Raw genomic sequence first — 20,690 nt, 5'->3', positions numbered from 1 at the left:
TCATCTCCATGAGTCGTTGCATCCAGAAAGTAATTTCCTGGATCTCCATCTCCCAGAGTTCCGAGGGTTGAAAATGGAAATGATACGCGAGGGCTCCTAGAGCTTGACGCCAGTCTCGGGGCCATCGCCCATAAGCTCCCCCAGGATTTTCATGACCTCCGCCATATCTTTGGGAGAAAGCATATCGATGACGGAGTAAGGCTGTGCAGTCAGCTTGGCTGCTACATTTAAAAGATCACCAACATTTGGAGTGATGGGCATCTCTCGAAAATCTTTTGCCTTGGCTTTTCGGAAGGTAAGCGTTTCGATTCTTTCCGTTCCGAACTGAAGTGGTTCTGAAAGTTTTATTTCCTGAATGGACTCTTTCACTTGACCTCCTCGGCACTGGCGCCTTCGAAGCGGACCGGAATATTTCCTTCTTCGGTCTGACCAGAAAGGCCGTCTTTGTTGGTGATAAATGCATTCCGCAACGTGACCACTTTTCCGTTCGCGAGTTCTAGCGTGATGGTAGAATCGGTGACGGAAGCCAACGTATCAATATCGAGATCCTTGCTGTCGGTAATCTCACCTTCGATAAAGGCTGCTTGAGGCATCTCTTTATAGCCGTGGAACCCATCAGATCCCATGATCGACTCGCGCATGGGTTTTCCCATGCCGTAGGTGAAATTGCCTTTGGCGTCGAACTGCGCTCCATCAATTTTTAAAAAAATAATCCCTGCACGTCGTTGAGCCATTGAAGTCTCCTATCCCACAAGGGGATTTCCTTCGGTCATAAAACAAATCCAATCTGTGCTGCTGTCACGATTAATTGATTCACTAAATTCGGCGGCATCATGACATCCAAACGATTCGGATCGGATGCATGCCTTTCGACAATGAGATCATTCTTGAATTGCGAGATATCTTCGACGAGCCCGATGCCTTCCCATTCCCTGAATTTGGCAATGATTTCTGCCTTCATGAGTTTTGGAGTGACGATTGCCTGTCCTGGACCAAAGCGTGTCCCGTCGTTTGCAATTTTATGGCGCGGATATTTTCGTAAAATATAGTTCCTTAAATCATAGCGAAGATACGAAAGCGTCAGGATCGTATTGACATCCAGATAGGAGCTATCTGCAGCTCCGAAGGCGTTAGTCTTGTAGGTGGTAATCATCCGTTCAATGCGGACCTTGCCGCCCGTGTCCGCATACAGAGTGGAGATTCCATCATAGAGAAGGAGATTCCTTTCATCATGGGTGAGTCGTTCACCTACTTGCGGAGAAAGAATCCCGTTCAAGGGCAATGTCTGGAAGGGTCTGGCGGGATCAATGGAACCATAAGAGGCAACCACGGCTCCGACGGCTCCGGCAATCTGCCACGGAAGCGTGGGATGTTTGAAAGCTTCAACAATGGAAAGGTGCGGTGAGTTTTGAGCATTTCCAAGGCTCACCAGGTTCGCATAGGCAATATTTGAAACAGCAATCGCAATCCCATCATCTTGAGTGATCGGTCCCCAGCGATGGGAAAGTTCCGTATCAATTTTCGTGAGATTCGCTTGATCGGTATAAGGGACGACGATTACGTTATATTGTTCGGAACCAATGGCCGTGAAGGCTGGATTCACATCCGGATTTCCTGCTCCGGAGGCCATCGGCGTCATCGTCAAGGTAAGTCCCGCAGGGATTTTTTCACCATCGTAGTAGCTGTGCCGAAGGTCGATAAAGTTTCCGATTTCGCCGCCGTTCTTTGCGGTGACGGTGACCGTTGCGTTTGCAAGCGTTGCTGTCACAGACGAATCTGTTGCTGCATCAAGTGCTGCTTTTAAGATGGTAGCCACTTGTACTGCGGTGTTGCCCAACGTCACTGCAGATTGAATCCTTTGCCCTCCAATATAGACCGAAAGAATACCCGATTCTGTTGCCATACCTCCCACAGTGAATTGTCCTGAAGCCTTTACCGAAGCGGAAACATCATCCAAGGGGAGGACCCAGATCTCAGTCGATGTATTGTTCTCAAAATGACCTTGGAGCATCTTGTGCAACACCGAACCGGCGCCAAAATAGCTCGAGGCCTGGTCGAGGCTTGTCACTTGGACAGGAATTAAAGCCGGTTTGGTCCCGGTAGCAATTCTTTGGCCGATGTGCAGAATTTTGTAAGGTTGAGTTTGAGGTCCGGTCACAGCGCGACTGTTATCAAACTCAATATAGACAAAGGGAACGCGACGATCATTGGGAATTTGGTTGAATGAAATGCTCATGCGTCACTCCCTTTTTTCTGAGGTTTTTCACTCTTCAAGATGGCATTTTGATCAGGAACGATCATGACAGTTCCATCCTGAATCCGCCGATTCCAATAGGAAGTCATTTCAACGAGTCGCCCTTCTTCGGGTAAATATTCTTTGGTTTGTGGGTCCCTTATTTTTGCATCACCAGTCGGTTTTAAAGTTTTTGTTTCCATATTTCCTTATCTTAAGTCGAGCACATCTCGGGCATCCTCTTGTCCCGACGGGCTTTGGGGTCCATGCCAAGTGATGTCCATTTCATGGAGATCATTGTATCCATTCTCAGGAATCCGATCGGCCACAGCCAGTGTGTAGTAAAGAATATCGTAGGTGATGTTGCAGGAGCCAATCAGAGTATCACCATTTTCGTGAATGGTCAGTTCGGTTCCTGTCAGAATAACGTCGCGACATAATTCTCCCAGCGTATGGTCTTGTCTCAACAAGTCTTCGACCTGTTCTGCAATGATATCCAGTGTGTTCTCGAGGCCTTCATCCGCTTTTGCCGTAATCTGAATCGAAAGGGAGAGTTTTCGTTCATACTCCCGAGGCGCTTCCTGCCAGATTTCAGAACTCTCTGAATTGGCATACACCTGAATGCTTGAAAGGCTCTGCTCTTCAAGTGGTCTCACTCTTGAGGGAAAGATATTATTTCCTGCATCCGTTTTTCCCATCAGCAGTGAAACAATTTTATCCCGAATTTGTTTTCTCTGATGCATGAGCTACACCTTGTGGAGGTAGAGCTTACTTCCACCTTGCCCGTCTGTTTGCACTTCCTTCACGCGATACAAAATTCCTCTCACGAAAACCCGATCGTCTTGTCGTGGCGTCTGACCTAAATCCAAATCTCGAATACCCACGATCGGTTGCTGGGAAGTGATGATGGCACCGGTATTGGGATCAACACTCTCGTAGAAATCATCAAAGATACCGATCATGACGACGGGCGCGCCCCCCTTTGGGGTATACGTTATATCCTCGCCGAACGTTGTCAGACAATGTCCCAGCACAAATCCGGTTGTTTCCAACCAGGTCATTTCTTCTCCTTAGAAAGCTCCGTTTAACCGAACCTCCACGCTAGTCTCTGCGAGAAGGGTATCTGCCGTTGCAACGCCGATCAACGTGTTGCCTTGGGCCACGGTAGTGACATGGGCGAGATTGTTGTCCCAATACACCCGTGCTCCTTGGGCAATAGGAATACCGGCTTTGGGAAGGAAAAAGACTCCTTCGAGCACAAGCTCTAAAGGATCCTTCTTGATGGCATCATAGGCGGCTACCCCAAAGAGGTTCTGGATGAGCACACCGTCGCCACTCGAGATGATGGCGGGAGAAACAACGGTGATGGTATTCCCCGGTTGAATAAAGTTTTTCATAATCAATTCTCCTTATGTTTATCCTGCGTTCTTCAAAAGACCTCGATGGTCGATCGCCTTCACCGCGCAATCCAAACGAGCTTTAATCTCAAGGCCGTCAATTTCAAAACCTTGTCGGTTTTCCGTATAGACACCGGCTTGTCCTTGCAGGTAGGCGATCTCAATGGTGTCAATCTGTGCAGGATCCGCAGCCAAATACCAAGCGGTAGCGGAGTGATCATCGAGTCTCGGTTCCGCAATCAAGGTATAGAGTCCTGAAAAAGGATTTACCTCCGTAGAACTGTTCGGGATAATCGCTGCCAATTGTTTTTGAGCTAACGTTTCCAGTGCTGCAGGAACGATCAAGTAGCGAGCTTGAATATTCAGGAGTTGTTTGTCTCTTCCTCTTTGAAGGCCGGATTGTCTTCTCATGAGCTTGCGGCCTTCACCCAACGTCACTTCACTGATCGCACCTGGAGTTCCCAAGTTCGTATGCGTGGCATGAAAAAGCGGAATACCATCGGCCAATACGGCATTCGCCATGAAGACCGCATAGACCAGATCACTTTCAAGATCAGCGGCAGCTCTTCCGTGCAGGGCGGGAATTCTGGTGAAGGCTTCCAGGTCATCATTGATCACCACCTGGCGGTTGATGGCGATGATTTTTCCAAACGTTCCTAGGCTGTATTTCTCAGCCGCATCACTCAAAACCCCATATTTAAATTCTCCTGACTGGTTCACTTTCTCCAACTTGGGGGCTTCGCTTAATTGAATACGAGAAACTTCCTTGAAATCCGGAAGAAAGACTTGTCGTACAAAAGGACGGAATGTTTGAGGTGCGAGCTCATACGCCTGCCTCAAGGTTTTATTTGCAACATTCGCAAGAACAGCTGGGAAATCACTGGTAGAGAGAAAAGCGCGCTGAGCAATATCGGACTTGGTCAAGCCACGGATAGAAATATGATTTCGTACGAGGACTTCTTCAGCTAAGCGAAGAAGGCTCATGCCAATGTAAGGAGTCCCTTTCTCGCTGATCTTATTCGTTTTTGGATCATATCGATGAAGTAAGGATTCGATCATGCCAGAACGGCGGGTATCCGCTTCATCACGGGTCACATGAACATCCACATGGTTTCGAATGTTTCCCTCTTTTTCAGTGCGCTCAGCCAGCTTATTTAAAATTTGGGAACGGGCTTCTTCAACAGACACAGTTTGATCGATGAGCGATGCCGAAAACGCCTCATCGAGATTAAATTTTCGGACTAATGTGGTGATTTCAGAAATCCTTTTACGCTCTGCTTCTAACGTCTCTTTTTTAATTGTCTCGATATCGATGTGCATCATACTCTCCTCAATTCTTTTGGTTTGAGCGCGAACTTCAATTTCGCATTCGTTCACATTTTCTTTTTCAGACTCCGTCCTGAGCCTGTCGAAGGATCTGATGTTGGCACCGGCGTCGGCTCCGATAGGCACGAGCGAAATTTCCATCGGTTCCCAATCCACAGCTCGGAGTGTTTTGACGGGATCTCCCTCCTGGCTCACATCCTTATATTTATAGACGCGATACCCGACTGAAACATTCCGAACGATGCCATCTTTGACATCCTGGAAGATGGGACCGGCATCTTGCCTGCCGCTGAATCGCACGCGGGCATAGCCAGCCCCATCTTGGAGCCAGGCGTCTTCAACCACCCCGATTTGATCGGATAAATGTTGACTGGCATGAGAATTCAATAAAGGAGCACCGCTTCGCAAACGGTCCATGCGAACCGATTCGTTGTGGAGCGAGAGTTCTTCATGAAAAGGTTCGGTAAAAAATCCACCGCGCAAAACTTTAGCTCCCGTGGACCAGCGGACGACAACGCTTCTCTTTTCGGAATCGATTGTGGAGGGTTCAAAGGCTGCGCGAAACGAGAGAATGGGCACATTTGCTTTCAGTTTATTTGTTGGAATTGTCTCGGCAATCGTGTCCATTTTCTGGCTATATTGAGGCTAGGAAAGATGGGTTCCAATCGGTATTTTTGGAAAAAATGAAGATTATGATGACAAATTTTACTTGGATGAACCTAAAAAACTGCTTTTGATTTCGTAGGGTTATTTGCTATGGCGTGGATAAGCTTCAAAATTTTTGAGCTGGCGGTAGCAACAATTTCCAGATCCAGACGATAATATATCAGGTATTAAGACCCCTGTTGAATGATTCCAGGGAATTTTTATGATCGATAAATTTCAGAGAGGAGCATTTTATGGCTGGAGAAGCGAAAAGCTGTTCGAATGAGTTTCGTCCTATTCCTGAAGGAACCTTTCAGATGGGTTCCACAAATGGTGAGTCTGATGAAACAACAAACACGGGGAAGACGGTTACTGTCACGGTGTCCGCTTTTCAGCTTCAAGAGCATGAAGTTTCTGTTGGGGAATATCAAGCATTTTTAGACAAAGCGGGATCTCAATTAACTGCAGTACTCTCTGGTTGCAGTAGAGGTTCTTCCACTCAAACAGTTCAAGAAAAAACATTAGATCAATTGCGTAAGAGTGCAGCTAAAATTTTTGTGGATAGCCAATGCACTACAATTGAAACAAATTCGGAATCTAAAAAATCCGTTCCTGATTTTTCTGAAAATAGGAAAGGGCCAGATTTCCCAGTTGTTGGTCTGACTCTTTCTGAGAAGGTGGACTATTGTGCGTCTCTAGGAGCCCGTTTGATGACGGCAGCTGAAAGACAAAGAGCTTCAAAGGGGCCAAATGGAACCGATGAATATGGAACACCAATTAATAAGGCCATTATTTGGGATAATGGTGCGAGAACAACGGCTCCTGTTTGTGGAAAACATCCTGAACGAGCGAATAGTTTTGGAATTATTGATTTGGCAGGAAATGTTTGGGAGACTACAAGCGATGCTTATGAGGAACGTTTTTATGATCGTATGTCGAGTAAAGACCCAAAAAATCCATTGACCGATCCTGATAAGCAATTTGTAGAACTCGGCGGCGGTTCCTTCTACGATAGTGCGGGGGATGCGCGCGCGGCTTTTCGCTACTACGACTCCCCTGACCTCCGCTACGGCGTTGTTGGGTTTCGGTGCGCGCGGTAGTTGCCCCCCCAGGACTCTAAATAATAACTCTTTGTCCTTTTACTCTTTTATCCTTGCCCCCGCGAAGCGGGGGTATTTTTTTGAAAATTTTCAAAAAACATGAGATGTGCTCATGAATGAATAATACTCCCCTCATTATTACCAAGGTCTACGATTTTTTGCTTTATGTGGTGCCGGCTGTTTCAACCTTTCCCAAGTCCCAACGATATATGTTGGGGGAACGTCTGGAAATGGCCAGCTTTGATACCTTAGAAATTCTACTCGAAGCCTGTTACTCACAGGCTAAACTTCCTCTTCTTCGACAAGCCAATATAAAATTGGAAAAGATTCGCTATTATGTTCGTCTTTGCAAAGATTTGAAACTCATCAACCTTCATCGCTACGAGGTCATTTCCAAAATGATCAACGAGATTGGCATGCAATTAGGCGGCTGGATCAAACAACAAGGAAAAGCGTAAAGAACCCACTCTGTTCATGAGACGACACAACCATCTTTATGAAAGAATTATTTCCTTTCAAAATCTCTTGTGCGCTGCGCAGCTCGCGCAGAAGAATAAGCGTTTCAAATATTCAACGGCAAAATTCAATTTTTCTCTCGAGAATGAGTTATGGGATCTCCACCATCAATTAGCGACCAAAAGCTATGAGCCTGGAACGTACCATCACTTCCAGATTTTTGAACCCAAGAAGCGTATCATCAGCGCTGCTCCCTATCGAGATCGGGTGGTACATCACGCCATTCACAATATTCTTGAGCCGATTTTTGATCCCACGTTCATTTACGATTCCTATGCAACACGTAAAGGGAAAGGAACCCATGTTGCGATAAATCGTTTTCAAAGCTTTGCCAAGAAATGTCGATACGCCTTGAAATGCGACATCCAACAATATTTTCCCAGTATCAATCATGATGTCTTGCTCGAACTGATTGAGAAGAAAGTGGCTTGCAAGGATACTCTTTGGCTGATCAGGAAGATTTTGGATTCTTCTCAGAAATATGGTAGAGACGGCACTGTCCTTGCATCACTCCATCACTCCATCACTCCATCACTCCATCAAAACAGGTATCCCTATAGGCAATTTAACATCCCAGTTTTTTGCCAATATTTACTTGAACGGCTTCGACCATTTCATGAAAGAGCAATTAGGGTGTCGATATTATCTGCGTTACATGGATGACTTCTCTGTTTTACACGACGACAAACAATTTTTATGGGATATAAAATGTCACATTCAAATGTATCTTGCGATGCTTCACCTAAAGCTTCATGAAAAAAAGTGTCGTATTTTTTCGACGGATAAAGGGATGCCATTTTTGGGATTGATTATTTCTTCAGAACATCGCCGCCTGAAACGGGAAAATGTCCTCCGATTCAAAAGACAATTAAAAAAATTTCAATTTCTTTACGGAGAAAGCACCATTGAGTGGAAGCAGATCAATCAGTCTATACAATCCTGGATTGGCCACGCAAAACATGCCGATACCATGCGATTAAGAGAGTTGATTTTGCCTGAGATTGCATTTAAAAGAGTCCCAAAGGGTGATTGATCGCACCGGCGGCGGTTCCTTCAACAATAATGCGAGGAATGCGCGCGCGGCTAATCGCAACAACGACAACCCTGACAACCGCAACAACAATGATGGGTTTCGGTGCGCGCGGTCGGTTCCGCCCCCAGCACTCCCTTAAGTGGAGTAAAAAGTTCTTCAAGCCAGAGTCCTGGTTTTCACGGAAACCAGGAGAGTGTCTTGTGTCGCAAGGTACAAGGCGTGCTTTGAAGGGAGTCCAGATCAATCACCCTGGTCATCCACTATAGAAGTGGAAGACCGAAGAGCGCTTTGCCCCATCGGTCACTCGTAATTTCGCTATGAGCGAGATGAGCGTGATCGGTGGGGTTTTTTATTCTACATTTCCATTTTGATCCTGTGTTCCATTTTGTCCGAGCTGCATGCCATTGGCGCTCATTTTCCGGGCATCACTGTCCAGTTGCAATCGGTATTTATCGAGCAATTCATTATCTTGCTTCATTTCTTCAAATTGTTTTTCGGGATCGTTACCTTGTTCACGAATAGTTTCTGAGAGCGTCTTCAGTCCTCCACGAATGGCCTTGATCTGAGCTTCGGTTTCCTTCACGGGATCAATCATCTCACGCCGGGGCGGCGTCCATGTTGCTTTCTTGATTCGTTTTGCGCTGATGAGATTGGCAAGTTCTGCAGCTTCCACAAACCAGTTCCATACTTCCTCGCAAAGGCCAGGGATCAACATCAGCCAACGCCATTGATCAATGTTCCGATGGAATTCAATGTGTCCCATCCGACCGCTGGAGAAATTTACCTTGGAGTAATCTTGGGTGAGTGCTTCGTAGGTGACACCGAATCCGGTAGCGACAGCTCTTAAATTGATGGTCGCATAGGGCTCATAGTCCGCGCCAATCGTTGGGGGATTGCCGAAGGTGATTTGTTTTCCCGGTGCCAGTTCATAAATCAGACCAGGCTCAACATTTTTATCAATACCCGATTTGTCGGGATGATGATCGCTTGGCGGGTCCGGTTCCGTCACAAAGGCTGCAAAGCAAGCGGCAATCTTTTGCCGGATGAGTTGGGCATCTTCATATTCATCAAAATCTTTCAGTTTCAGAAGGGTAGGAGTTCCCCACGGGACTCCGCGAATCTGGCCAGCCCGATCAATGCGGTAGATATGAAGAATTTCACTTGCGGGAACTCGGATGGTCTCAAGACCAGTACCTAAAAGAGGGCTTTCTCCGGGATGTTGGACATAGAGATAATAGGCAACTCGTAGGCCGCTTCGATCAAACTCAATTCCTTGATGAATAAAATGACCATTATCCAGAAGCCTGTCTTGGGTATCGTTTATGAAATCTCCCTCCAAAACTTGCAATTGAAGTGGAAGAGGAGACCCAGTATTTGGCTTCAGTATTTTGCGGCGGATTAAAATTTCACCGGATTCAACGATTTCCCTCATCGCAAGAGCCTGGATCCCATAGAAATTATGCTGACCTAAAGAATCGCAAAGTGTTGTGTCTCCCCATGCGCTCCAAAGTTCATCCATTCTTTTGTTTTTGGGTTGAGGAATAATACCAGCACCGACAACGTTGGAAGAAATCACCTGAACTGCCCGGTTGGCATAAGGGTTATTGCGGACAAGATCCCGTGATCGTGCTCGAAGACGATGGAGCGCTGTTCCTATTTCAGCATTCGAGCTCGTGTCGTTTGCAATCCATCCACTGGTCCGTCGACTATTGCTTGCAGCCTCATAGCGCCTCTTTTCCATTGACCGGAGATTCGCTTCCAAAAGACGGTATCGAGCGCGATCGGCACCTGCCTTGGGATTAAAATAAGAAATCATGCGATCCAAAGTAGTTGGTTTCGACATGTTAAAGCCCTTTGGAAAATTCAGCCTTTTTAACGACGATCTTGCCCGAGGCAAGGCCAAGTTCCTGTCTCATCATATTGAGCAGCTGAAGCATTTCTAAGAGGGAACGGTATTCCACTTCGCGATCCTGATATTTGACCCGAGTGGTTCCCTGAGCGATCGCCGCTTGAAGCGCGTTGAGTTGTGATTGGGTAAAGGGCATGAGTGTCACCAGAATGACGAATCGCTTTTCCAAAAATGGGAACGTCGTTTTGCCTGATCGTCCGTGTGTCGTTCATCCTGAGGAATTTGTTTTTCGGTTTCAATCGGTCTTTTCAGATGTTCCCATTGCGCTTTATTCAACCGATCAAGCCCCACGATGGCAGCTGCCGCACGAGCATACGTGCGACAATCCAAGGCTTCGTTTCTTTCACGGATTTTCTCCCATTCAAAACGCCGTCCACCGTTACGTGTGACACGCAGGATGAGCTGCTCAGCGGTCAGCATCTTAAAATAATGTTCATCATATTCGGGGAAATGGCAGTAGCCCGCAGGATAAGATTCTTCTTCTGTTGTAGGTTTATCCAAGCGAAGCCAACCATAGAGTTCCGTCTTTGCTACGCTTGTTCCCACTTTCCAGACCCTGACCCCACGGCGGATTTTTCTTCCCTTGGAATCAACATCGACCGTTGAAGGTGGACCAATGATTGTTTGCAGGGAATCAAAACCTTTCACGGCGATGACCCGATTGATTGGATACTTGCGCACATGATTGTAGACAACTTGGGTATTGTAACCCGAATCGATGGCCATGAGTCGGATCGAAAGCGTGCCACCACCTTCACACGGAAATTGTTCGTTAAGGAAGCCGAAGGCTTCGGTCCAAGGATGATCCTCGCTCGTATCCCCATTGATGACACGATAATCGATGGACCAGCTTTGTTTATCTTCACCCCAAGCGACAATCTCGCATTCCAGACGGTCTTTTTGAACGTCCACACCGGCGGTCAAAAATATTCCACCGGGTGGTACCTGATTGAACTCGTAGGTCTCGCGTCTTTCAAAGAGACGACGCCATTCCGGAGCATCGCCTTTTTCTTTCCAGGTCTGACCCAGAACGGTGTTCACGAAGCTTCGCAGTCGATCGGGATTATCCTTGGCTTTCTCGAAAAGCTCGACGGCATCTGCCCAGCTGAACCAGCCGACGGGCGAATAAAGACTGTTCAAATGAAATCCGATATTTTTCCTGTTTCGGCAGCTTGGATTTTGAGCAACCCATCGTCCCGTATGAAGCATTTTTGTTTTATGCTGCTCCTGGATCGGTTGTTCACAGCCGGCACAAACATAGACAGCACTTTGAGGGTTTCCTCTGTCCCATCGAATGCGTTCCCAAAGGAGTTCTTGATAATGGCCACAGCGGGGGCATGGCACTTCATATTTTCGTTGATCGGATTCATCGTAAAAGGATTGGATGCGAGATCGACCTTCGATGGTGGGAGTGGAGACTTTAAAAATCTTTCGACGTGCAAATGTTCTCGCACGTGCTTCTGCTAGCGATACCGGATCACCTTCGCCGTCCACATCGCCGGGATAGGCATCAATCTCATCGAGGAAGAGGTAGCGGGCGGGAAGGGATCTCAGGCCCACAGCAGAATTGGCACCGGTCATGACCAGCAAGCCCCCGGGAAATTCTTTGGTGAGGATGGTATTTCCTGAATCACGAGAACGTGGAGATTTTACTTTTTCGTGTAGGCGCGGTGATTCTTGAATCAAAGGATCAATGCGCTGTTTCGAATTTCTCTTGGCCATCTCGACCGTCGGTTGCACTGCGAGGACCGGACCTGGAGCATGATCGATGAGATAGCCAATCCAATTACTTCCGGCCTCCGTCCCTCCCAGCTGGGCGCCTTTGATGAAGGTGACCGATTGAACGGAGCTCGTTGCAGAAAGCGAGTCCATGATTTCTTTGAGGTAAGGGGTTCGTTCCGTTCTCCACGGTCCGGGTTCGGCGCTGGCTCTTTGTGAGAGCATTCGATAGCGGTCGGCCCACTCGCTTACTGTGAGAATGGGATCGGGTTTGAATCCATCGAGAAACCCACCTCGATAGCAGTTGTCACAACTCATGATCACAAAGTTCCTGCAGGGCAGTATTGAGTTCTCGTAGAAGGACGCTATGCATCGTCGGTTGGTCCGTGATGCCGACCAATTCTGCACTGATTCGGTCGGGGATATTGAGAATGTGATCCCGAACCCGCCTCGCGAGTTCAAAAGCATCCTTTTTCACTTTCTCAGCATCAATAAGCTTTCCGCTTTTTTCTTCGTATTCGAGTTTTGCCAGGCGGGCCTGATAATGTTCACGTGCGGCTCGGGCGGCAGCATAATTTTTGGATTGGCTGGTTTCGGGCTCATGCTTTCGTGTCTTCGCCATATCGGTATTTTGAACCCAATCTCTATCGGCCTGCAGAGGGTCGATCCATTTTCCTCTCACATCTTTGAAATGAATTCGTCCGCGCTGCAAAGCATCTTGAACTGCTGCAAGCGATACCTTGCGATGTTTTGCATACGAGGACATCGACATCAGTTTCCCGTCAGGAGATTTTTTAGGCATAGCCTACCTCAAGCGTTGAGCCTCTTTGCCGGTAAAATCTTCCCAGCGTTTGACGGCCATGTCGCAGTAGCGGGGATCAATTTCCATTCCGTAACAAACTCGCTGCGTACTTTCGGCAGCAATCAACGTGGTGCCACTGCCCAGAAAAGCATCGTAAACACTATCTCCTCGCTTGGTGTTGTTCACGATTGGGCGGCGCATGCATTCAACGGGCTTTTGGGTGCTATGTTCCGTATTGGAATCTTCGATTTCACCACCGCGTGGATTACGATTCGGAATTTGCCAAAGAGTTGTTTGCTTTCTATCTCCCGACCAATGGCCAGTCTTTCCTTTCTTTACCGCATACCAACAGGGTTCATGCTGCCAGTGATAGTGGCCTCGGGAAATGACTAAACCTTGTTTTGCCCAAATGATCTGCGAGCGTATTTCATAACCGGCTTGGGTAAGGCTCTCGGCGACTTGGGCAGCATAAACGCCGGCATGCCAGACATAAACAACGTCTCCGCCAAAGAGATGGATAGCTTCGGTCCAGTCAAAGCGGTCATCGTTTTCAACTTTCCCCAAGGCACGTGCAGCGTAAGCAATCTTTCCTTTTTCCGCCGCTTCGTTTCGCCATTCGGGTTCATAGCTCACACCATAAGGAGGATCGGTTACCAGCAATAAAGGTTTGGCATCGCCTAGGAGTTTTTCTACGTGGTCAGCCTTAGTCGCATCGCCACACATGAGTCGGTGAGAACCTAATTGATAGATATCACCCAGCTGAGTTTTTTGTTTTTGCGGAGATGGAATTTCATTTTCATCCGTCAGACCTTGCGAATATTCTTCCAGTTCTGCAGCAAAAGTATTTTCTATCTCTTCATCTCCGAATCCGATGTCTTCAAGTTCGAAGCCTTCTTGATCTAAGAAATCCAACTCTTCCCTTAAGAGGGTGAGGTCCCAATCCGCAAGCATGGGGATCTGATTGTCGGCCAAGATATAGGCGCGTTTTTCATTCTCAGTTAAGTGATTGATGAGGATGACCGGAGCCAGCTTGTGGCCAAGCCTCTTCAAAGCTTCAAGACGACCGTGCCCGGCGATCACCATTTTATTTTCGTCAATGAGGATCGGAACCGTGAACCCGAATTTATCGATACTCTTCATTAGCTGAGCAATCTGGTGGTCGTCGTGGAGACGGGCATTTCGTGCGTTGATTCGAAGTGTTTCAAGCTCTAGGACTTCGATCTTTTTGCAAGCGATGATCTCTTGAAGCTTCGATTTATTTGATTTTTCCACAAGTCAGATTCCTCTCTGTCGCTAGCGAAATTCTGCGGCTTCGCCACCCGCACCTTCATCGCGCGAGGGAGGACCCGTAAAGGTTCGCCTATCTACTTCCCGCAAGATGTTTAAAATTTCTCGCAAACTCTTCATTGAATCTTGTTTCAGCAATAGGTGTCAGCTGATCGGTGATGGCGGAAAAGATACTGGCAATGCTCTTGTAAGATTGTTTCTCAATGGGAAGCTCGGAGCCTTTCTTGCCTCTATGAAGAGCTGTTCCGGGAAGCCTGACTTTCACACGACGAAACACGGAAGCATGAGAAGCATTAGGCATGCGGGCAATAAAAGCCGAACGAATGACTTGTCGCTTGCCGGTAATGTTGACGCTCGCACCGTGTGTCACTTGGCGTGGAACAAATTTGCTGAGCGAGATGCCTTGAGCGCTAGCGTGAATCGTTGTTTCTTGTGACTCGATTGATTGGGAGACATTTGCTTTCTTTCTGATCGGAAGTGCATCCCTGATTTCTTTGGCTGGAAGTCTGATCTTTTGGCGGATCTTTTGTTGGGCTTCTTTCCTGACAGTAATGGCTATTCGGTTAATCGATCTGGCGACAATTTTTTGAAGTGTTTTTTTACTGGTGGAATTGAGCCAGAGATTGAGGTCAGCCGTGTTGAACTTTGCTTCAACTTTAAATGTCATCGTTAGGCCGCCTCTTGCTCAGAGAGATACTCTTGAAGTTTCTTTTCGAGTTTTCTGCTGAGCATGCCGTTGTTACGAATGGCCAGAAGTGACTCGTAACCGTAACCAATGATCTCTGAGAGTTGTTTCAAGTCACCGACCTTATTGGCCGCCATGTTGATCAACTGACGGCCATCGACAAAATGAGTGTGGGGTAATCGACTCGCGGGCATGGAATCCTCCTTAATTATGAATCCACGCGAGATTGATTTTGAAGACTTCGTTATGTCGTTACAATCGGTTAAGGAGGTCAAAGAAGGACAGGAGAGGACAAAATATCGAAAAAAATTATTGGTGGGGGCAGCAGCAGGTTATTTATTTAAGTTTCTTGTTTTTCACCAGATTGATTCAGCTCTCGATCCCATTTGAGAAGGATACGAAAGACGTCTACTACCTCTTGAAACTCTTCTTCTGTCAAAACAAGCTCACCAGTTTGATAGCTTCTCACTTTCGGACTATTTATACTTAAGTTTTCCATATTTTATCCTTTCCTGTGGAAGCTGCGAGCCCGCACCAATAGAACGACCCTCTTCAATCAAAGCTTTGAATACCTCGATTTCCTCATGGAGCATTTTTATCCGGTGTCGTGGCCCTAACCAATACTTGAGCTTCAATTGGCCTTTGAGCGGGTAGAAAAGCCTTCGGGCGTGACGGGCCGAATACCGGCCCAGGAAATGCCCGATCTCTTTCCAACCCTCAAGGACTTGATCTCGAATGATGTCTCTTTCAGAAATCTTGCCTGAAATTGTGCTCACAGGGCCACCTCCACGTTAGTCTTTGGATTCTTTGACTTTTTTCTTCGTGGAAGGCGGCGGGACTATGCGTTTGCAAAGGGATTCGCAAAGACGTACTTGCTCCTGTACTCGGGGAGCGCAAAAAATGAGAGAGAGCTTCTTGCTCTTTCTCATTTTTTTAGTTTTCAGGGAAGCGAACCGAAGCCGCAAGGCTTCTCGTTCCGACCGAGGCGAGCGTCATCTTGAGTTTTTCGAAAGATGACCGTCGAGGAAGTACTCGAAGGCGAGAGCCGAAGAGTAGATTCCCGTATGGAGCGCAAAAATTTGGCCTGACTGCCGTCAGGCAGGCGCCAGTCAAATTTTAAACGAAGAACGAGAACGAATGAGGATGACTTTTCGCTTAAACATGTATCCCCTTTAACCTCCCCAATATATTACAAAACAACGCCCCCTGTTCGATGGCATCATCAAGTGCCCGATGTGAATGAGGCAGCGGGTCGAACCATTCCTTCGGCATATTCTTTTTGATCGCCTTTCGGTAGCTGCATTTCATCAGCACCATCGCCAGCGTCTTGATGTCGAGTGCCGAATGTGAAAACGGACTCTCGCCGGTGAAGCGGATCAGGTACCAATAGACAAAGAGAAAATCATAGGCAGCGGGATATCCCACAAACACCGGAATCCCCGGGAGTTCTTTGAGCCACAGAAGATAATCTTTCATAGCTTTTTCAGGAGCCTGAAGATTTTCTCGACATGCTTTCCACGCCTCCGGTTGACGCTGCCACCACTCCATGGTTTTGGGATCTGCCACTGCTCCCGGAAATGTCTCAAGATTCGCCGTGAATGTGGCGATGAGCGTTTTATCTGAGAGATAAGCCGCCGATCCAAAACTCAACATGGAGTTCATCCCCGGGATCGGCCCATCGGCTTCAACATCTGTGCTTACGTAGATTTCGGGTTTCTGAGTCATCTTTTGGAAATGCTTTGTTTGTCTTGGTGATTCAATTTGTCCACTTTCTAAATTGGGCAAACTTGGCAACATACATTTCTATCACCCCATAATCTTCCCCGACCAAAGCTGCTCCAGAAAAGTTTTCCAAGGAAGCACGTGAATCCCTTCTGTCAGCCGCGGTGAATCATCGAGAGAGACGAGAATTGATTTTCGAATTGTATATTCATCGCGAAAGGCTTTGAGCCCTTTCAAGTGTTTGCTTTGTGCGAGCTTGGTCCCCTTCACCTCGATCGCCACCTCATGATCGCCCAGAATAAAATCGATTTCGATCTGGGAGCTCGTCCGCCAAAAGGCCATGGGGTAATGAAGCCGTGAATAGTGGCTATACGCGAGGATTTCTTGATAGATGAAATGCTCAAACGCATTTCCAAATGTCTCGCTTCCAAACTCAATCGTTCCTCGTTTGCGGAGAAAATTGACGATGCCAACATCGAAGAAATAAAATTTTGGGGATTTTACCACACGGCGTTTTGGTCTTTTTTGAAAGACCGGAAGAAAGTGACCGATCAGCGTATCTTCCAAAATTTCAAAATAATTTCGTACCGTACTGGAGTAGACCCCACACTCGCTGGCGATATTCGTGAAATTGACCTGTTCACCATTGCTGAAGGCCGCTGCCTCGAGAAATTTTGAAAATGCCTGGAGATTACGCGTCAGGGCTTCAGCAAAAATTTCCTCTTTGAGGTAATCGCCAACATAGGCATGAAGCAGATCTCTCGGGCTATCATGCAGATAATGATGAGGGAGGAGGCCATGGTTTAGAGCGCGAAGCAGATCAAAGTCGGGCACCTCCTTGTACACGAGGGGAAAGAGTTCATGGCGAATGGCGCGACCTCCCAAAAGATTTCCGGCGCCTCGCTTGAGTTTCCGAGCGCTCGACCCGCTGAGGATAAACTGGGTACCGTGTTTGGTGATCATGTCTTGAACGACATCCAAGAGTCTGGGGATTTTTTGAACTTCATCGATGATGACCGGAAGCCCTTTTTGGGGAGTTGCCAAAACCCGCTCCTCAAGAAGGGAGGGGTTGAGGATGAATTCTTCATAGAGCCTTGGGTCCAGGAGGTTAAAGGTGAGGGTATTAGGGAAAAGAGTATTGAGGAGCGTGGTCTTTCCGACCTGCCGGGGGCCCCAGAGAAAGCAGCTGGAATGATTCAGGTTTTTTAATGTTTGGAGACGTTCAAGCATCATGAACTTATTTTACATGTAATTCTAGTTTAGTAAACAAGGTTTTTCTTCAATCTTTCAAAACAATCTCCACGGGCACCAATATTGGTTCGACTTCCGGGTTCAACCGTTGCAGGAAGGGGAGCGCTGGTCCCCGCCAGTTTTCAACATGAAAGGACTTTGTCATGAAACTCGGAATTATTCTCTCTTCCAACGACGCGGAGACCGTCTGGAATGTTTTTCGGTTCGGAACCTTCTCCCTGAAGCAGGGGGATGAAGTGAATGTTTTCCTGTTGGCGAAGGGGGTGGAATGCGAATCCCTGGATACCGAGAAGTTCCAGGTGACCGATCAGATCCGAACGTTCGTCGCCGGCGGAGGAAAAATCTTTGCCTGCGGAACCTGCCTCAAAATTCGCGGGTCGGAAGGATCAGAGGTCTGCCCCCTCTCCACGATGCAGGATCTCTATCACATCGTCCGGGAATCGGATCGGCTTGTGACCTTCTAACGGTCTCTTTAAGTTCATTTTCTCTGATAATCCTCGCCATTCGAATGGTGTAGACTCATAAAATGCTAATCTCCACCGGCACCACAATCGGTTCGACTTTCGGGTTCAACCGTTGCAAGGTGGGGAGCGCAAAATGCCAAAACCGAAACGCCACGTCTTTGTCTGTCAAAATGATCGCGGGCCAGAGAAGGCTTGTTGCTTGCAACGTGGATCGGAAAATATTTTGAACGAACTTCGTAAAAAAGTGAAAGTGCACTTTAAAAATACCGAAGTCAAAGTGACATCTTCTGGATGTCTTGGCCCATGCGAACTTGGCGTTAATATCGTTATCTATCCCGACGGTATTTGGTATCACGGGGTGACGATGAACGATGTCGATGACATTTTTCAGCAGCATTTGATCGACGGACACCCTGTTCAACGATTAATGAAAATCAACGAAACTTTTTGAAAGATTGAACGAAAAGTCAGTCATGATGAAGGAGGAAATATGAAATCAGCAGGAAACGCTATTCGACAAATGATGGTCCCAACTTCTTTGCTCACACCATCTGCTTCACCTCGGGCCGTTCCAAGGAAACCTGCTCAAATGACGAATGATGAGTATGTGGAGCTCTATCGCGATCGGACCATTGTTCATCGGGGTGCATGTACGTTTGATCATCATGCATATGCCCTTGCTCTTCACGGCGCAAAAGAGAGAATACTCGAGAATTATATGATGCGCCGCCCTGAAGCTGACTCCAAATGTGCAAAGGGGGAAACATTGCAGCTTGATGAAAAGATGATCAGTGTGAAAAAGGACGGACCTCCTTCTCTTTGTAATCTTTCACAGTGGAGTGAGAATCGAAGAACAGAAATGCGAGAGCGTCTCGATCAGGTGCGAAATCATGGGGAAAAATCTTATTCTCTTCCAGAACCAAAACGTATAGAACTTTATAGACAAGGGATTCAAGTACTTTGGGATGATTCGATGGCCATGTGTAAACCAGAATAGTTTCAATGTTTACGTCCCTCCTATTGCAGAAATGTGACATCTGAACTAATGAAGAGATATGCCGCGTCTCGGAATCCTTATTGTTTCGATTGTCTTTACCTGGTCCGCCATCAAACCTGCTGACCGCTATACCTGGTTTCTGGAAGTCGTTCCCGCATTTACCGGTTTTTTTATTCTGTGGTACACCCATCATCGTTATAAATGGACGCCGCTTGTGCTGTGGCTCATGCTTTTTGAATTTATTATTTTAATGGTTGGCGGACATTACACCTATGCGAAAGTTCCTCTCTTTGACTGGATTGGGAGTCATTTGGGATGGGAACGCAATAACTACGATAAATTTGCACATTTTATGCAGGGATTTATTCCAGCTATTTTCACGCGCGAAATGCTCATCAGAAATCGTGTGGTTTCAGGTCCTCGTTGGCTCATCTTTATCGTGAGCTCTGTCTGTCTCGCTTTTAGTGCGTTCTATGAACTTGTGGAGTGGTGGGTTGCTGTTCTTTCGGGGATTGCGGCGAAAGCGTTTCTCGGAACGCAAGGGTATGAATGGGATACGCAATCTGATATGTTTCTTGCGTGGGTCGGTTCCTTCGTTGCCCTTTTTCTTCTCTCGCGCATTCACAATCGACAATTGAAACGCCTTTAAGAGTGCGGTATGTCTTCATCATGAATCTCACTTCACTCTCTCAGTGTGTTGTTCATTTTTTTCGCGATACGATTTGGACACTCGATGAAAAAACATATCGAGTCCATCGACGATTGGCTCTCTACCTCACACGACTTGGAACCATGCTCGTTGTGGGAATAAACAAAGACAATATTTTGCTTCGCGCGACCGCCCTTGCGTATACGACGCTTCTCTCGATCGTTCCCCTCATCGCGGTTTCATTATCTCTCTTCAAAGCTTTTGCCGATATGGAACAAATTGTGGAACAGCTCCAAACATTTATTTTTCGAAATCTCACGACCGGCACTGGCCAAGAAGCGTCGCGCTATTTAGATCTTTTTATCGAGCGCTATAACAGCACTGCCATAGGTCTCGTCGGCTTTGTTGTTTTAATTTTAACAGTCGTGGCCATGCTTTCAAATATCGAGAAGACGTTTAATCATATTTGGCAGGTGCCAAAGCCACGTTCTTTTCTTCGACGATTTCCGATTTATTGGACTGTTATTACAATCGGTCCTGTTCTTTTGGCGCTCTCCTTGAGTGTCACGGCTGCATTGCAGAGTTCAAATATGGTGAACGAAGTTTTAGATATGAGTGGAACGAAGAAATTTTTGCTCGGAAAAATTTCATGGATCATGACGTTTTTTCTTTTCTCCGCGCTGTATACGATCATGCCGAATACAAAAGTAAAACTCCGCAGCGCTTGTATCGGCGGGTTCGTCGCAACGCTTTTTTGGGAAGTAGCGAAATATGGATACACGGCCTATGCCGCAAAAGTGGTTGTCTATAGCAAGATTTATGGATCCTTAGGAATCATTCCACTTTTTTTATTGTGGATTTATTACTCATGGGTCGTAGTGCTCGTTGGTGCAGAAGTGGCGTATGCTGATCAATCTCTCCATCAGCGAAAAGCGAATCAACGTTTAGATTAGGA

The 20,690-nt window shown here is 46.9% G+C and carries 26 protein-coding genes and 1 pseudogene; 9 read left to right on the top strand and 18 right to left on the bottom strand.

The features are described 5' to 3' along the window. Positions 1-96: 96 nt before the first annotated feature. The 8 genes from A3C46_02180 to A3C46_02145 are packed head-to-tail and all read right to left on the bottom strand — an operon-like array spanning position 97 to position 5,583. Positions 97-369, bottom strand: a complete 273-nt coding sequence (locus A3C46_02180; protein ID OGQ23520.1) for a hypothetical protein — start codon at positions 367-369, stop codon at positions 97-99. Next, complete coding sequence (locus A3C46_02175; protein ID OGQ23519.1) at positions 366-734, bottom strand: phage tail protein; 369 nt, start codon at positions 732-734, stop codon at positions 366-368. Before A3C46_02175 ends, A3C46_02180 begins: the two co-directional genes overlap by 4 nt. A 35-nt stretch (positions 735-769) precedes the next feature. Then, entirely contained in the window at positions 770-2,236 is a 1,467-nt protein-coding gene (locus tag A3C46_02170) for a hypothetical protein (GenBank protein ID OGQ23518.1), read from the bottom strand. Then, positions 2,233-2,436, bottom strand: coding sequence for a hypothetical protein (locus tag A3C46_02165; protein ID OGQ23517.1), 204 nt, complete (start codon positions 2,434-2,436; stop codon positions 2,233-2,235). The genes A3C46_02170 and A3C46_02165 overlap by 4 nt, the downstream gene beginning before the upstream one ends. Positions 2,437-2,442: 6 nt before the next feature. Beyond that, a complete protein-coding gene (locus A3C46_02160; protein OGQ23516.1) occupies positions 2,443-2,976 on the bottom strand; it encodes a hypothetical protein in 534 nt (177 codons plus the stop codon). Between the two features lie 3 nt (positions 2,977-2,979). Then, positions 2,980-3,294, bottom strand: a complete 315-nt coding sequence (locus A3C46_02155) for a hypothetical protein (GenBank protein OGQ23515.1) — start codon at positions 3,292-3,294, stop codon at positions 2,980-2,982. Between the two features lie 9 nt (positions 3,295-3,303). Further along, positions 3,304-3,630: a hypothetical protein gene (locus A3C46_02150; protein OGQ23514.1), complete on the bottom strand. Its 327-nt coding sequence runs from the start codon at positions 3,628-3,630 to the stop codon at positions 3,304-3,306. Between the two features lie 18 nt (positions 3,631-3,648). Then, positions 3,649-5,583, bottom strand: coding sequence for a hypothetical protein (locus A3C46_02145; protein ID OGQ23513.1), 1,935 nt, complete (start codon positions 5,581-5,583; stop codon positions 3,649-3,651). Positions 5,584-5,855: 272 nt separating this feature from the next. Here A3C46_02145 and A3C46_02140 point away from each other — a divergent pair, with 272 nt between their 5' ends. From A3C46_02140 to A3C46_02130, 3 genes and pseudogenes are all read left to right on the top strand, one after another. Next, positions 5,856-6,701, top strand: coding sequence for a hypothetical protein (locus tag A3C46_02140; GenBank protein OGQ23512.1), 846 nt, complete (start codon positions 5,856-5,858; stop codon positions 6,699-6,701). A gap of 116 nt (positions 6,702-6,817) precedes the next feature. Then, positions 6,818-7,159, top strand: coding sequence for a hypothetical protein (locus A3C46_02135; protein OGQ23511.1), 342 nt, complete (start codon positions 6,818-6,820; stop codon positions 7,157-7,159). A 16-nt stretch (positions 7,160-7,175) separates the two neighbouring features. Beyond that, a pseudogene (locus A3C46_02130) lies at positions 7,176-8,250 on the top strand (hypothetical protein). A 349-nt stretch (positions 8,251-8,599) separates the two neighbouring features. Here the strand turns inward: A3C46_02130 and A3C46_02125 are convergent. The 7 genes from A3C46_02125 to A3C46_02095 all read right to left on the bottom strand — a co-directional run bounded on the left by A3C46_02125 (position 8,600) and on the right by A3C46_02095 (position 14,846). Beyond that, positions 8,600-10,093 (bottom strand): phage portal protein, encoded by a 1,494-nt coding sequence (locus A3C46_02125; GenBank protein OGQ23510.1) that lies wholly within the window; start codon positions 10,091-10,093, stop codon positions 8,600-8,602. Between the two features lies 1 nt (position 10,094). Then, on the bottom strand, positions 10,095-10,295 hold the full coding sequence (locus tag A3C46_02120; protein OGQ23509.1) for a hypothetical protein: 201 nt from the start codon (positions 10,293-10,295) through the stop codon (positions 10,095-10,097). 5 nt (positions 10,296-10,300) lie between these two features. Continuing rightward, positions 10,301-12,196: a hypothetical protein gene (locus A3C46_02115; GenBank protein OGQ23508.1), complete on the bottom strand. Its 1,896-nt coding sequence runs from the start codon at positions 12,194-12,196 to the stop codon at positions 10,301-10,303. Then, on the bottom strand, positions 12,186-12,680 hold the full coding sequence (locus A3C46_02110; GenBank protein OGQ23507.1) for a hypothetical protein: 495 nt from the start codon (positions 12,678-12,680) through the stop codon (positions 12,186-12,188). Before A3C46_02110 ends, A3C46_02115 begins: the two co-directional genes overlap by 11 nt. Before the next feature lie 3 nt (positions 12,681-12,683). Continuing rightward, complete coding sequence (locus tag A3C46_02105) at positions 12,684-13,919, bottom strand: DNA methylase (GenBank protein OGQ23568.1); 1,236 nt, start codon at positions 13,917-13,919, stop codon at positions 12,684-12,686. A gap of 121 nt (positions 13,920-14,040) precedes the next feature. After that, positions 14,041-14,634 (bottom strand): hypothetical protein, encoded by a 594-nt coding sequence (locus tag A3C46_02100; protein OGQ23506.1) that lies wholly within the window; start codon positions 14,632-14,634, stop codon positions 14,041-14,043. A gap of 2 nt (positions 14,635-14,636) precedes the next feature. Next, the gene (locus tag A3C46_02095) at positions 14,637-14,846 is read right to left on the bottom strand and encodes a hypothetical protein (GenBank protein OGQ23505.1); all 210 of its coding nucleotides are present in this window, start codon (positions 14,844-14,846) and stop codon (positions 14,637-14,639) included. On the opposite strand from A3C46_02095, the gene A3C46_02090 reads away from it, so the two are divergent. Further along, positions 14,845-15,042 (top strand): hypothetical protein, encoded by a 198-nt coding sequence (locus tag A3C46_02090; protein ID OGQ23504.1) that lies wholly within the window; start codon positions 14,845-14,847, stop codon positions 15,040-15,042. The genes A3C46_02095 and A3C46_02090 overlap by 2 nt on opposite strands. An 86-nt stretch (positions 15,043-15,128) precedes the next feature. Here the strand turns inward: A3C46_02090 and A3C46_02085 are convergent, their stop codons facing one another. From A3C46_02085 to A3C46_02075, 3 genes are all read right to left on the bottom strand, one after another. Next, a complete protein-coding gene (locus A3C46_02085; GenBank protein OGQ23503.1) occupies positions 15,129-15,428 on the bottom strand; it encodes a hypothetical protein in 300 nt (99 codons plus the stop codon). A gap of 379 nt (positions 15,429-15,807) precedes the next feature. Next, a complete protein-coding gene (locus A3C46_02080) occupies positions 15,808-16,377 on the bottom strand; it encodes an exonuclease (GenBank protein ID OGQ23567.1) in 570 nt (189 codons plus the stop codon). 81 nt (positions 16,378-16,458) lie between these two features. Beyond that, positions 16,459-17,604, bottom strand: a complete 1,146-nt coding sequence (locus A3C46_02075) for an AAA family ATPase (GenBank protein OGQ23502.1) — start codon at positions 17,602-17,604, stop codon at positions 16,459-16,461. A gap of 164 nt (positions 17,605-17,768) precedes the next feature. Between A3C46_02075 and A3C46_02070 the strand changes: the two genes are divergently transcribed. The 5 genes from A3C46_02070 (at position 17,769) to A3C46_02050 (ending at position 20,688) form a co-directional block, all read left to right on the top strand. Further along, the gene (locus A3C46_02070) at positions 17,769-18,089 is read left to right on the top strand and encodes a sulfur reduction protein DsrE (GenBank protein OGQ23501.1); all 321 of its coding nucleotides are present in this window, start codon (positions 17,769-17,771) and stop codon (positions 18,087-18,089) included. Positions 18,090-18,222: 133 nt separating this feature from the next. Next, positions 18,223-18,540, top strand: coding sequence for a hypothetical protein (locus tag A3C46_02065; protein ID OGQ23500.1), 318 nt, complete (start codon positions 18,223-18,225; stop codon positions 18,538-18,540). Positions 18,541-18,579: 39 nt separating this feature from the next. Continuing rightward, complete coding sequence (locus A3C46_02060; GenBank protein ID OGQ23499.1) at positions 18,580-19,086, top strand: hypothetical protein; 507 nt, start codon at positions 18,580-18,582, stop codon at positions 19,084-19,086. A 58-nt stretch (positions 19,087-19,144) separates the two neighbouring features. After that, a complete protein-coding gene (locus tag A3C46_02055) occupies positions 19,145-19,735 on the top strand; it encodes a hypothetical protein (GenBank protein ID OGQ23498.1) in 591 nt (196 codons plus the stop codon). A 20-nt stretch (positions 19,736-19,755) separates the two neighbouring features. After that, entirely contained in the window at positions 19,756-20,688 is a 933-nt protein-coding gene (locus A3C46_02050) for a hypothetical protein (protein OGQ23497.1), read from the top strand. The last annotated feature ends 2 nt before the right edge of the window (positions 20,689-20,690 follow it).

The organism is Deltaproteobacteria bacterium RIFCSPHIGHO2_02_FULL_44_16 (assembly GCA_001798185.1).
In the GTDB taxonomy this organism is placed as follows: Bacteria; UBA10199; UBA10199; order 2-02-FULL-44-16; family 2-02-FULL-44-16; genus 2-02-FULL-44-16.
Note: the sequence above shows the minus strand (reverse complement) of the source record. Positions and strands in the feature narration are given on the sequence as shown.